This window comes from Psychroserpens sp. (genome assembly GCF_045105015.1).
Lineage (GTDB): Bacteria > Bacteroidota > Bacteroidia > Flavobacteriales > Flavobacteriaceae > Psychroserpens.
Genome location: NZ_JBGCCX010000136.1, coordinates 1 through 12,726, shown reverse-complemented (window position 1 = coordinate 12,726; position 12,726 = coordinate 1). Strand labels below are relative to the sequence as shown.

Here is a 12,726-nt window from a genome sequence, read left to right as displayed (position 1 = left end):
GTTGGAGATAAAGTAAAAGGTAAAGTTGTTGTGATTGCTGATTATGGTGCATTTGTTGAAGTAGAAGAAGGTGTTGAAGGATTAGTTCACGTAAGTGAAATGTCTTGGTCTACACATTTACGTTCTGCTCAAGATTTCGTATCTGTTGGTGATGAAATAGAAGCACAAATCTTAACTCTTGATAGAGAAGATCGTAAAATGTCTCTTGGTATTAAGCAATTAACACCAGATCCATGGACAGATATTACATCTAAATATCCTGTAGGTTCTAAGCACACAGGTATCGTACGTAACTTTACTAACTTTGGTGTATTTGTTGAATTAGAAGAAGGTATCGATGGATTAATTTATATCTCTGATTTATCTTGGACTAAGAAAATTAAGCATCCATCTGAGTTCTGTAACGTAGGTGATAACCTAGAAGTAGTAGTATTAGAATTAGATGTTGAAGGACGTAAATTATCTTTAGGTCACAAACAAACTACTGATAATCCTTGGGATAAATACGAAACTGAATTTGCTTTAGGTACAGTTCATACTGCTGCACTTACTGAAATCGTAGATAAAGGTGCAACAATTGATTTTAACGAAGATATCGTTGCCTTTGTACCTTCACGTCACTTAGAAAAAGAAGATGGTAAAAAAGTAGCAAAAGGAGAAACTGCTGAGTTTAAAATTATTGAATTCAATAAAGAATTTAAACGCGTAGTGGCATCTCATACTGCAATCTTTAAAGAAGAGGAAATTGCTAATGTAAAAGCAGCTGCTAAAAAAGCAGAAGCTCAAGCTGCGGAAGCTAAACCAACTTTAGGGGATGCTAACAATGCTTTACAAGCTCTTAAAGACAAAATGGACGGAAAAAAATAAGTTCCTAAATTTTTAAATATTCAAAAGCCTTTCAGAAATGAAAGGCTTTTTTGTTTTTCCTGTTTATTAGTACTGATTTCTTTTGCTTATTTTTATAAAAAAGAAAAGCTATAAAATTAATACCTACTGCTATGAAAAGATTTATACTAATTACATTTATTTTAATTATCGGAAATACTTCTGCTCAACAAGCTAGTTTTGTTCCTAATGAAATTTTAGTCCAATTAACTGAGGGAGTTGATGCTTCAAGAATTATTACTGAATTTGAGGATGCGTCTATTTTAGATTCAAAATTAATTTCTAAAACTTTAAATATATGGTTGCTTCGTTTTGCACCATCTTCTATTACTGAAACAGATGCAATTGATATGTTTTACAGAAGTAATGATGTATTAGTGGCTCAAAAAAATCACAAAGTAACCACTAGAGCAACAACACCAAGTGACTTTTTCTTTGGTCAACAATGGCAATATTTTCAAAGTAATGATAAGGATATCGATGCTGATGACGCTTGGGACGTGACTACTGGAGGCACTACTTTAAATGGAAATGTAATAGTTGCGGCAGTTTTAGATGATGGTCACGATACTAATCATCAAGATTTTCAAGATAATATTTGGACTAATGAAGCAGAGATACCAAACAATGGTATTGATGATGATCAAAATAATTATGTTGATGACTATCTTGGATGGAGTACTGTTACTAACGATGATAATATTTCAGGAGGTGGACACGGAACTCCTGTTGCAGGTATAATTGGAGCCAAAGGAAATAATGGAGTTGGAGTTGCAGGAGTAAATTGGGATGTGAAAGTAATGATTATTAAAAATAACTTTAACACTAATGAAGCTAAAGTAATTGAAGCGTATAGTTATGCATTGGATGCTAGAATATTGTATAATCAAACTAATGGACAAGAAGGTGCTTTTATAGTATCGACAAATGCATCTTGGGGAGTTGATTTTGGTAATCCACAAAATGCACCACTTTGGTGCGCTTTATATGATACGCTTGGAGCAAATGGTATTTTGAGTTGTGGTGCCACAATTAATGCTGATTTTGATATTGATGTTATTGGAGATTTACCAACTGCTTGTCCTAGTGAGTATTTGATTTCAGTAACAAATACAAATATTGATGATGTCAAAGTTACTTCTGCTGGTTATGGTTTACAATCAATAGATCTTGGTGCGCCAGGAGCTGGAGCTTTTACAACTAGTAATAATAATAGTTACGGAGGTTTTGGTGGAACATCTGGAGCTACACCTCATGTCACTGGAACAATCGCATTATTGTACGCTGCACCTTGCCAAGAATTAGCTAATTTAGCAGATACTGATCCTGCTGCTGCTGCTATACTTGTGAGAGATTTAATTCTTGACAATGTAGATCCTAATCCTAGTTTAGACGGAATTACTACTACTGGAGGAAGACTAAATATTAATAATGCTATGCAAGCACTTATGAATAATTGCGGTAATTTACTATCTGTTAATGACTTTGAAAACGATAGTAATGTTATAAAGTTATTTCCTAATCCATCAAGCGGATTAGTAAATATTGCTAATACCAGTCATGAAATTTTGCAAAATGTAAGTATTTACTCATTAGATGGACGATTAGTCAAGAGAATTAATACTCCTAAAAACTCCGAAATTGACATTAATGATATTGCTGGTGGTGCTTATGTTTTTAAAATTTCTTTCAAGGGAAGTAATTTAATTCATAATAAAATAGTCATTAAAGAATGATTTATTTCAGATTTAATATCGGACTACTAACATGAATAGTATACTTTTTAAATTTTGAATAAATTTCTAAATTAAAACGCTTAAATTTGTATTCTGAATGCCTTCTCAGAATATTACTATATGAGCCAAAAGTTATTACTTAATGCAAAAGAGGTAAATATCATTCTTCATCGATTGGCTTGTCAGCTTATTGAAAATCATAACGACTTTTCTAATACTGTTCTAATCGGATTGCAACCTAGAGGTAAATATTTAGCAAATCGCTTAGCTTCAATATTAAAAACTGATTATAAGATAAAGAATATACAACTAGGTCTTTTAGATATTACGTTTTTTAGAGATGATTTTAGAAGAGGCGAAAAAACATTAGAAGCAAATACTACTGAAATTAATTTTTTGGTGGAAAACAAAAATATTGTCTTTATTGATGATGTTTTATATACAGGTCGAAGTATAAGAGCTGCATTAACAGCAATTCAATCGTTTGGAAGACCTAACGAAATTGAATTATTGACATTAATAGACCGACGATTTAGTAGACATTTACCAATCCAGCCAAATTATAGAGGCAGACAAGTAGATGCTATTAATGAAGAAAAAGTGAAAGTTAATTGGGTTGAAAATGAAGGTGAAGACACAGTATACCTTATAAATAATTAAATCATGAACGAATTAAGTGTCAATCACTTATTAGGAATAAAATATCTTAACAAAAAAGATATACAATTGATTTTTGAAACGGCAGATCATTTTAAAGAAGTGATTAATCGTCCGATAAAAAAAGTGCCTTCGCTTAGAGATATTACGATAGCTAATTTGTTTTTTGAAAATTCTACGCGAACTAAACTCTCTTTTGAATTGGCTGAAAAAAGACTCTCTGCTGATGTTATTAATTTTTCTGCATCACAATCTTCAGTAAAAAAAGGTGAGACATTAATAGATACTGTTAATAATATTTTATCCATGAAAGTCGATATGGTTGTTATGCGTCATCCAAATCCTGGAGCAGGTGTATTTCTATCACAACATATTAATGCCAGTATTATTAATGCTGGTGATGGCGCACATGAACATCCAACGCAGGCTTTACTAGATACCTATTCTATAAGAGAACAGTTTGGAGAGGTTAAAGGAAAAAATGTAGTTATTGTAGGTGATATTCTTCACAGTAGAGTCGCATTATCTAACATTTATGCATTACAATTATTGGGTGCTAATGTCATGGTTTGTGGACCAAGAACATTACTTCCAAAGTATATAGAAGGTTTAGGAGTAAAAGTTGAAACTAATCTTCAAAAAGCTTTAAATTGGTGTGATGTTGCAAATATGCTACGTGTTCAAAACGAGCGTATGGATATTAGTTATTTTCCTTCAACAAGAGAATACACTCAGCAATACGGAGTTACTAAAGATCTTTTAAATTCATTAGATAAAGAGATTACGATTATGCATCCTGGACCTATAAATCGTGGTGTTGAAATTACGAGTGATGTGGCAGATTCTGATCAGGCTATCATTTTAAATCAAGTTGAAAATGGTGTTGCTATTAGAATGGCAGTCATTTACTTACTAGCTTCTAAAATAAAACATTAATATTATGATTTTTGATAAAAACGGAAATACATCCATCATTACACAAGAGAAAGCCTCTATTGTTGAATTGGTAAAGAAAATAGATGTTTTATATGAACGCTTTAAAAATGATAACATTATTGTTAATCTGACAACTTTGAATAAAGTAACCTTGCAGGATATTGTCGAGTTCTTACAATTGTCTAATAAGCACCGAAAAGCAAAACATTCATTTGTAATTGTTACAGATAAAACAAATCTCGATGAAACACCAGATGAAATACTGGTAGTGCCAACGCTTCAAGAAGCATACGATATTATTGAGATGGAAGACATCGAACGTGATTTAGGGTTTTAATAATCTATGAAATTAACCATACTTGGTTGTCACAGCGCAACGCCTCGAACTAACACCAATCCAACATCTCAAGTATTAGAGATTAAAAACCATACATTTTTAATTGATTGTGGCGAAGGTACTCAGGTTGAGTTAAGAAGAAATAAAGTCAAGTTTGTTAGAATTAAACACATTTTTATTTCACATCTGCATGGTGATCACTGCTTTGGATTGGTTGGATTAATATCTACATTTCGTTTGTTGACCCGTGAAGCTGACTTGCATGTGTATGCTCCAAAAGGGCTGAAGGACGTCATTACATTACAAATGAAACTTTCAGAATCTTGGACTAATTACAAACTTATTTTTCATGAGTTAACTTCAAAAACATCAGAATTAATTTATGAAGATGATAAAGTAGAAGTATATACTATTCCTCTAGATCATCGTGTATATACTAATGGATTTCTATTTAGAGAAAAAAATGGTGAACGTAAATTAGATATGAATGCTGTATTAAATGCAAACATTGATGTGGCATATTATAGAAAACTAAAGCAAGGATCTGATGTTGAAGACAAAAATGGAAACTTAGTTGATAACAAAACGGTTACTAAGCCTCCAAACAAACCTAAGAGTTATGCGTTTTGCAGTGATACAGCCTATAATGAATCGATGTTACCCATAATTAAAGATGTTGATGTTTTATATCATGAATCCACATTTTTAGAAAAAAATGAAGCATTAGCAGCGCCAACAAAACACAGTACAGCAAAGCAAGCTGCTAGTATTGCAAAACAAGCTAATGTGAAAACACTTATTCTTGGTCATTATTCAACCAGATATAATGACTTAAATCTATTTAAGGAAGAAGCTTCAGAAATCTTTGAAAATGTAGAGTTAGCTAAAGACGGAAAATCATTCGAGTTTTAATCAATAAATGCTTTGTTAAGTATTGACTTCAGTTTTTAACTCGTCTAATTCTAACATCCACTCAATAGCTTCGTTTAAATTTTGACATCGCTTAAGGCTTTTCTTAAAGAAATGTTTTTCTAAACTAGAATTTAAATAGCCAAAATCACTATATGTAACTACAGCACTAGCTACTAAAAAATCATACTCATTATTAAAATCTAACCATAATTGTGGTTCAAAAGAGTAGGAGTTCATTCTATTTGCGATGTAGCCAATTTTAACATCGTTACCGATTTCTTCTGAAAATTGGGTTATTAATTTACTTACCATTTCAAAATTCACATGAATACCTTCATTTAATTCTGATATTACGAATTGTTTAGTGATAAATACATTACCGAAAGGGAATGCTACTTTTTTGTATTCTAAAAGTTTAGAATATTTGCTATTTTCAAATGTCATTTCAAGGGATTATTTCCTAAATTTATAAGAAATTAACGAACTTACAGAAAAAACCTTAATATTTTTTTACAATACTAATACAATGAATACAGACTTAGGCAATTACAGAAAATCATATGAAAAGCAAGAATTATTAGAACAAAACCTAAGTGACAACCCTTTGGAAGTATTTCAAAAATGGTTTCATGAAGTAGATGCAAATTTCAATATTGGGGAAACCAATGCAATGACATTAAGTACAATTGGAATTGATGGCTTTCCTAAGAGTAGAGTAGTGCTTCTGAAAAAGTTCACCTATGAAGGATTTATATTTTATAGTAATTACGAAAGTGAAAAAGGTAAAGCAATTGCAAATAATCAAAATGTTTGCTTATCATTTTTTTGGCCAGAAGCAGAGCGTCAAATTATTATTAAGGGTAAAGCAGAAAAAATAGCTGATAACTTAAGTGATGGTTATTTTGAATCTCGACCAAGAGGAAGTCAGCTAGGTGCTTTAGTTTCTAATCAAAGTGAAACTATAAAAGATCGAACTACTCTCGAAAATGACTTAAAATCTTTAGAAGAACAATATGAGGGTAAACCAATTCCTAGACCAAAATTTTGGGGAGGATATATTGTAAAACCTGTCGAAATTGAATTTTGGCAAGGACGACCTAATCGTTTGCATGATAGAATTCGATATCAATTAGATGAAGATTTTAATTGGATTCAAGATCGTTTATCTCCTTGAATCATTCCCAATAGTATACATTTTACATCTTTGAAATGTATTTTTTTGTAAGAATATTCATAATATTTATGCATTTCACCGATTATCTGCACTTTTTTTACGTTTAAAAGAACAAAACTACATATATTTACGATGTAATATACAATTGATTAAATGCCCCTTTAATTAATTGTTTTTTTAAAATAATACTAGGCCCCAAATCTATTATTATAAACTCATAAAAAGTCCTACTTATGAAACCTACTAAAATGTTGCCTGTAATGGCATTAATCGCTTTACTAACGTTCTCATGTTCAACTGAAGAACTTCCAGAAGAAACTATTAATAATATCGATTTAGTTGATGCTCCTGCTGCTAAAATGATCGAAATTGAAATCCTAGAATTAATCAATACGCATAGAATTACTATGGGATTGACTCCATTAAATAATCACAATACTATTAAAGCTGTTGCTTACACGCACACAGATTATATGGTAGAAGTTGATAATGTATCACACGATAACTTTTTTCAACGTAAGAACAGTTTAGTTCAAAATGCGTCAGCAGTTAAAGTGTCAGAAAATGTAGCTTATGCATTTAGTTCAGCCCAATCTGTAGTTAACGCCTGGTTAAACAGTGAAGGACATAGAGCAAACATTGAAGGAGATTTTACAGACTTTGATGTTTCTGCTGAAAAAAATAATGAAGGTAAATGGTATTTTACAAACATATTTATCAAAAAATAATTTATAACTCAAAAACTTGATTAATAGCAAATATTTGTTTTTAAAGCTACAGTAACACTGTGGCTTTTTTTTGTTTCTTATATTTAGCAAAATTGTTTTTATGCGATATTTAGTTTTTTGTTTATTATTAAGTACAAATCCTTTTGTATTTTGTCAATCTAGTTTAAAAAAAGACATTGACAACAAGTATCTTGATGCATTATATATTAAAAGTGATAACACTTTAACTACAGAATTTCAGAGGTTTGCTATAGATCTTTTTAAAAAGGGAACTAAGATTGAAGATTCAATTCTTAAGAATGATAATTATAAAGTTGGTATTACTTTAATCTATAAAGATGAAAAGCATTCAAGGCAAGATTTAGAATTCACATTATATACATTGAGTTATAAAGATTTAAGGACCAAAGATTTTCATAAAAGCATATATTTTGGAAGAGGCAAGGAAGGGCTTTCTAATTTTTATGTAGGTTATGATAATAATGAGCAAAAGGCTTCAATTGATGAAGCTGTTACTTCTTATTTAAAACATGATTCAATTCCTAAATCAAATCATGCTTATCAATTTGCAAAAGGTTATTCAATTGAAGATAAATATTACGAAAAGTTCTTCACTACTGATAACCATTCTACATTAGTCATTGGACATTCATATGCATATTTAAGACAAAATGGTAATTATATTATCCAAATTCAAGGGCATCCAGATAGAGCTTTAGATAATAATACTGAAGAATTATATGTTACAGATTTTTTTGTGAATGATTGGTATACTATCAGTGTTTTTATAATTGATGATTCAAACGGAAAGGCTTATAATAAGATTTTTAATTACGAATGAACCTTATAAATGCGAAAAAGCAGCTCGTTAACGAGACTGCTTTTTCTAAGTTCAAGATAGATGATGTAATTTTATTCTTTTAATATATAGAAATAAGAACGTCTGTTTAATTGGTGTTCTTCTTCCGAACATTTTACGCCATTAGAGCATTTGTTTAGTAATTGACTTTCTCCATATCCAATTGCACTTTCAATGCGTTCTGTAGCAATTCCTCTTGAGAGAATATAGTCTCTGGTAGATTTTGCTCTTCTATCAGATAATTTTTCATTGTACTTGTCACGTCCGCGACTATCAGTATGCGCTTCAATTTTAATAACCATATTTGGGTGTGCACGCATCACATCTACGATGTTTTCTAGTTCATATTGAGCATCAGTTCTAATATTTGATTTATCAAAATCAAAGAAAATAGGGTTAATTACAATTTGATTGTCCTTGATTAATGGTTCTAAGTATAAGTCGGCCTCAGTAATCTTCTCGTTTTTATTATCGGTAGTTATTTCTTTAAAATCATCTTTAAAATCTTCTTTACTACCAATAACAGTATATTTTTTATCGCAATCTACAGTAAATTCATATTCACCATTTTCATTAGTTTCTACTTCTTCAAGTACTTTACCAACTTCATTGATAAGTTTAACTGTGGCACCGGGAATGATATCGTTAGTATTCAAATCTCTAGTAATACCTTTTATAGTCTGTAGACAAATACTTGCATCAAAACTGTAAATATCATCACTTCCTTGACCATCAGGCCTATTGGAAGAGAAATAACCTGTTTTATCATTTTCATCTTCAGAAGGATTCATAAAAAATGCAAAATCATCATAACCACTATTATATGGTGCGCCTAAATTTTCAGGTTCAGCATTTTCATCCTTTATAAGATCAGATTTAAAAATGTCTAAAAAACCTAAGTTTAAACGACCATCAGAAGAAAAATAAAATGTACTGTCTTGGCTTACAAATGGAAACATTTCTCGTCCTTCAGTATTAATTTTTTCTCCAAGGTTAACAGGTTCTGAATAAGAATTTCCACTTTTAATTTCTACTTGGTAAATATCAGTCTGACCTAATCCACCTTCACGATCTGATACAAAATACAAGATTTTATTATCAGGACTTAATGTTGGATGACCAGTTGAAAACACATCATCATTAAAAGGAAGTTCTTCAATATTTGTCCATGTTTCACCAACAAGATTTGCTTTATATAGTTTTAAATGAGTCGTTCCTTCATCGTCATATTTTACTTTATTTTTTTTACTAACATTATCTCTAGTAAAATACATTGTTTTACCATCTTTTGTAATAGCTACTGAAGCTTCATGGTAATCTGTATTTATTTTTTCAGCATTTATAAAATCAGCAGTTCCATACGAAATTGAATCCTCATTTTTTTCTACTGAAACCATATAGATATCTAAAAACGGTTCTTGGTTCCAACTGTAAAGTTTCTTTTCATCTGTATTTCTTGAGGATGCAAAATACAATTGATCATTAAGAATAAATGAACCAAAATCTGAATATTTAGAATTGAATGGTAAGTTTACCAACTGAACAACTTTGTCATTTTCAGTTTTGGATAACTCATTGTATTTGCTAATGTTTTCCGGATCATATCCTTTAATTCTAGTATCGTTATTTTGAATTTCAGTAAATTTTTTCATCCATTCGTTAGCTTCGGTATAGTTACCTAAACTTCTTAAGGATTGAATGTATTTATAGATATATTCTGGATTGACATCGCTATCATATTTTTGTAAAGCTTTTTCATACCATAGTGCTGCATCTTTAGATTCTGAATTGTTATAATAACAATCTCCTAATCGTGTTAATACATGCATAGTTGTATCGCCATCTTTGAGTACTTCTTTATAAAGTTCAGTAGCTTTTACATAGTTGTAATTACCAAAGAATTTATCAGCTAGCTTTTCTTGAGCGATCATGAATGTGCTACTAAGCACAAAAAGTAATATTAAAGTTTTTGTTTTCATCATGATTAAATTTTTAGAAGTATCTAGGCGATTTAATACGTTTACTTTTGAATATTTCAAACATAAGTAGTACTTCATGAGTTCCACTTGTATAGGCACTTAATTCTGAGAGAGGATATTCGTATGCATAACCAACTCTCAATTGTTTAGATACTTGAAAATCAGCAATTCCTCCAATAGCTTGAGCTAATTCGTTTACTCTGTACGATCCACCTACCCAGAACTTTTCATAGAATAAAAAGTTAGCGGTAATATCGAAAGATAAAGGAGCACCATTTGTACCTTTAAGTAACATCGCAGGTTTAAACTTAGTGTTAACACCTAAATCAAATACATATCCTCCAGTAAAGTAATAACTTACTCTTTCTAAAGACTGAAATTCTTCATCTCCTGTATAATCGGTATTTAATATTCTAGGTGCAGATAATCCTAAATACCATCTTTCGCTATGCCAGTAAACACCAGTACCTATATTAGGTTTCCAACGATCTTCAAAACCAAAAATCACTTGGTCATTCATTTCTGCTTGTCTAAAGTCTGCATCAAGACTATAGCTAGTAAATCCAGCTTTCATACCGAAAGCTAATTCACTGTTTTCGCTTACACGAATTGTATATGAGAAATCACCATACAAATATGAAAAGTTTTGAAATCCTAATTCATCATTTATAAATGAAATTCCTACTCCTATTTTGTCATTTCTCAAAGGAGAATGTACAGAAAGCGTTTGAGTTGTAGGACCTCCTTCAAGGCCAACCCATTGACTTCTGTGTAGACCTACAACACTTAATGTTTCTCTACTTCCTGCATACGCTGGATTGATTGAGATCGTATTATACATATACTGTGTAAACTGAGGCAATTGCTGAGCAACTCCCATCCAGCTACTGAATAGTATAAATGCTATAATGTTAAACTTTACTAATTTCATTTTAGGTTAAGATTTAGTTTGTTGATACGTAGATTGGTCCTGTGATTGGTTTTAATTCTAAGTCACCAGTACTACCTTTTAGTTTTATAATATAATAGTATGTTCCAGTTGGGACATATCCTGAGTTTCCGACAGAACCTCTAGAAGCTTGACCATTCCAATCATTTTGATAATTCGAATTGTCATATATTTTTGCTCCCCAACGATTAAATATTTGTAATTCAATAACGAAGCCACAATCTTCAATTCCTGAAACAGAGAATACATCATTTACTCCGTCTAAAGTTGAAGGTGTAACAGCTTTTGAAATTATAACATCTTCTAAACCACATGGTAATACCACACACTCATCATTTATTGTAATAATAACATCAGTTATACTTGGGCAAATACCACCAACAGTATAAGTGAACATATAGTCACCTAAATCTGCTTCAGTAAATTGATCATTAATATCTAATATTGATGAAGGGTTAAAAAAGCTTCCATCTATAGTTACATCTCCAGCTGTTACTGTCCATACACCATCTGTATCAAAGTTTCCAGATAATAAATCGAATAAATCAAATTCAAAATCATCCAAAATACAAAGCTCAGTATCAGTTCCTTGAACTTGACTTTCAACAGCAACGTTAATTGTTTGAATAAATTGACTCATATTCATACATTCGTCAGTTACAGTCCACGTTCTAATTATTTGATAATTATCAGCATCAATATTTATGATAACTTCATTATCAGGATCTGGAGCAACAACAGTCATTTGCGAACAAGCGTCTTCAAAACCTAAATCAGGTATACTTGGAATTACATCACAAGTCACAAATAATTGATCTTGAAAATCAGAACCTGGTGTTAAACTTGGTGGAGTTGTGTCTTCAATAGTGAAAATAGCTGTAGTATCAGTCATATTTCCACATTCGTCTGTAGCTGTAAATGTAACTGAAGCAGAACCTGTCATACCACAATCATCAGAAAGCGCTGAGAAATTATTTGTCCAGGTTACATTTGAGCATAAATCAGAAGCGATTGCACCACCATTATTGTCTAACCAATCCTGTAGATCAGTTGTATTACCACTTCCATCACATTCTACCATAAGATCAGCTGCAGGAGTTTCAATAGTTGGGCCAGAATTGTCTTCAATAGTAAATATAGCTGTTGAAGATATTTCATTGCCACACTCATCAGTCGCTGTAAATATTACAGTAGCTGAACCAGTCTCACCACAATCATCAGATAGTGCAGAGAAGTTGTTGGTCCATGTCACATTAGAACAATTATCTGAAGCCGTAGTTCCACCATTATTTGCTAACCAATTTTGTAGATCAGTTGTATTACCACTTCCATCACATGTAACTGAGTTGTTTTCTGCAGGATTTGTAATCATTGGAGGAAGCGTATCTTCAATAGTAAATGTTGCAGAGGTTTCAGCAGAATTCCCACATTCATCAGTCGCTGTAAATATTACAGTAGCCGAACCAGTTTCACCACAATCATCAGAAAGTGCAGAGAAGTTATTAGTCCACGTTACAGAAGAACATAAATCTGAAGCCACAGCGCTACCACCATTATTGTTTAACCAATCTTGG

Annotated in this window: 13 protein-coding genes; 9 read left to right on the top strand and 4 right to left on the bottom strand. The window is 31.5% G+C overall.

The annotated features are described in order from the left end of the window. From AB8B90_RS10230 to AB8B90_RS10205, 6 genes are all read left to right on the top strand, one after another. Positions 1 to 867 (top strand): S1 RNA-binding domain-containing protein (locus AB8B90_RS10230; protein WP_405336521.1); only part of this gene is annotated, 867 nt, incomplete at its 5' end. 131 nt (positions 868 to 998) lie between these two features. Beyond that, the gene (locus AB8B90_RS10225; protein ID WP_405336519.1) at positions 999 to 2,621 is read left to right on the top strand and encodes a S8 family peptidase; all 1,623 of its coding nucleotides are present in this window, start codon (positions 999 to 1,001) and stop codon (positions 2,619 to 2,621) included. A 120-nt stretch (positions 2,622 to 2,741) separates the two neighbouring features. Next, positions 2,742 to 3,281 carry a bifunctional pyr operon transcriptional regulator/uracil phosphoribosyltransferase PyrR gene (gene pyrR, locus AB8B90_RS10220; RefSeq protein WP_405336517.1) on the top strand — a complete coding sequence of 180 codons (540 nt, stop codon included), beginning with the start codon at positions 2,742 to 2,744 and terminating at the stop codon, positions 3,279 to 3,281. A gap of 3 nt (positions 3,282 to 3,284) precedes the next feature. Further along, the gene (locus AB8B90_RS10215) at positions 3,285 to 4,214 is read left to right on the top strand and encodes an aspartate carbamoyltransferase catalytic subunit (protein WP_405336515.1); all 930 of its coding nucleotides are present in this window, start codon (positions 3,285 to 3,287) and stop codon (positions 4,212 to 4,214) included. A gap of 4 nt (positions 4,215 to 4,218) precedes the next feature. Continuing rightward, complete coding sequence (locus AB8B90_RS10210; protein WP_405336513.1) at positions 4,219 to 4,551, top strand: ribonuclease Z; 333 nt, start codon at positions 4,219 to 4,221, stop codon at positions 4,549 to 4,551. Positions 4,552 to 4,557: 6 nt separating this feature from the next. After that, positions 4,558 to 5,463, top strand: coding sequence for a ribonuclease Z (locus AB8B90_RS10205; RefSeq protein WP_405336511.1), 906 nt, complete (start codon positions 4,558 to 4,560; stop codon positions 5,461 to 5,463). A gap of 15 nt (positions 5,464 to 5,478) precedes the next feature. Here the strand turns inward: AB8B90_RS10205 and AB8B90_RS10200 are convergent, their stop codons facing one another. Then, on the bottom strand, positions 5,479 to 5,907 hold the full coding sequence (locus tag AB8B90_RS10200; RefSeq protein ID WP_405336509.1) for a hypothetical protein: 429 nt from the start codon (positions 5,905 to 5,907) through the stop codon (positions 5,479 to 5,481). A gap of 82 nt (positions 5,908 to 5,989) precedes the next feature. On the opposite strand from AB8B90_RS10200, the gene pdxH reads away from it, so the two are divergent. The 3 genes from pdxH (at position 5,990) to AB8B90_RS10185 (ending at position 8,206) form a co-directional block, all read left to right on the top strand. Further along, positions 5,990 to 6,637: a pyridoxamine 5'-phosphate oxidase gene (gene pdxH / locus AB8B90_RS10195; RefSeq protein WP_405336507.1), complete on the top strand. Its 648-nt coding sequence runs from the start codon at positions 5,990 to 5,992 to the stop codon at positions 6,635 to 6,637. Positions 6,638 to 6,870: 233 nt separating this feature from the next. After that, entirely contained in the window at positions 6,871 to 7,365 is a 495-nt protein-coding gene (locus AB8B90_RS10190; protein WP_405336505.1) for a CAP domain-containing protein, read from the top strand. Between the two features lie 100 nt (positions 7,366 to 7,465). Continuing rightward, positions 7,466 to 8,206 (top strand): hypothetical protein, encoded by a 741-nt coding sequence (locus tag AB8B90_RS10185; protein WP_405336503.1) that lies wholly within the window; start codon positions 7,466 to 7,468, stop codon positions 8,204 to 8,206. Positions 8,207 to 8,277: 71 nt separating this feature from the next. Here the strand turns inward: AB8B90_RS10185 and AB8B90_RS10180 are convergent, their stop codons facing one another. The 3 genes from AB8B90_RS10180 to AB8B90_RS10170 all read right to left on the bottom strand — a co-directional run. Continuing rightward, complete coding sequence (locus AB8B90_RS10180; protein ID WP_405336501.1) at positions 8,278 to 10,206, bottom strand: OmpA family protein; 1,929 nt, start codon at positions 10,204 to 10,206, stop codon at positions 8,278 to 8,280. Between the two features lie 10 nt (positions 10,207 to 10,216). After that, complete coding sequence (locus AB8B90_RS10175) at positions 10,217 to 11,134, bottom strand: type IX secretion system membrane protein PorP/SprF (protein ID WP_405336499.1); 918 nt, start codon at positions 11,132 to 11,134, stop codon at positions 10,217 to 10,219. Between the two features lie 13 nt (positions 11,135 to 11,147). Continuing rightward, positions 11,148 to 12,726, bottom strand: a 1,579-nt coding sequence (locus AB8B90_RS10170; RefSeq protein WP_405336497.1) for a gliding motility-associated C-terminal domain-containing protein, incomplete at its 5' end; no start/stop codon positions are given.

Bases quoted from the DNA above. Each gene is read 5' to 3' on its own strand.
- pyrR (WP_405336517.1), top strand. From the start codon at position 2,742: ATGAGCCAAAAGTTATTACTTAATGCAAAAGAGGTAAATATCATTCTT.
- AB8B90_RS10200 (WP_405336509.1), bottom strand. From the start codon at position 5,907: ATGACATTTGAAAATAGCAAATATTCTAAACTTTTAGAATACAAAAAA.
- AB8B90_RS10225 (WP_405336519.1), top strand. From the start codon at position 999: ATGAAAAGATTTATACTAATTACATTTATTTTAATTATCGGAAATACT.
- AB8B90_RS10185 (WP_405336503.1), top strand. From the start codon at position 7,466: ATGCGATATTTAGTTTTTTGTTTATTATTAAGTACAAATCCTTTTGTA.
- AB8B90_RS10205 (WP_405336511.1), top strand. From the start codon at position 4,558: ATGAAATTAACCATACTTGGTTGTCACAGCGCAACGCCTCGAACTAAC.
- AB8B90_RS10175 (WP_405336499.1), bottom strand. From the start codon at position 11,134: ATGAAATTAGTAAAGTTTAACATTATAGCATTTATACTATTCAGTAGC.
- pdxH (WP_405336507.1), top strand. From the start codon at position 5,990: ATGAATACAGACTTAGGCAATTACAGAAAATCATATGAAAAGCAAGAA.
- AB8B90_RS10215 (WP_405336515.1), top strand. From the start codon at position 3,285: ATGAACGAATTAAGTGTCAATCACTTATTAGGAATAAAATATCTTAAC.
- AB8B90_RS10180 (WP_405336501.1), bottom strand. From the start codon at position 10,206: ATGATGAAAACAAAAACTTTAATATTACTTTTTGTGCTTAGTAGCACA.
- AB8B90_RS10190 (WP_405336505.1), top strand. From the start codon at position 6,871: ATGAAACCTACTAAAATGTTGCCTGTAATGGCATTAATCGCTTTACTA.
- AB8B90_RS10210 (WP_405336513.1), top strand. From the start codon at position 4,219: ATGATTTTTGATAAAAACGGAAATACATCCATCATTACACAAGAGAAA.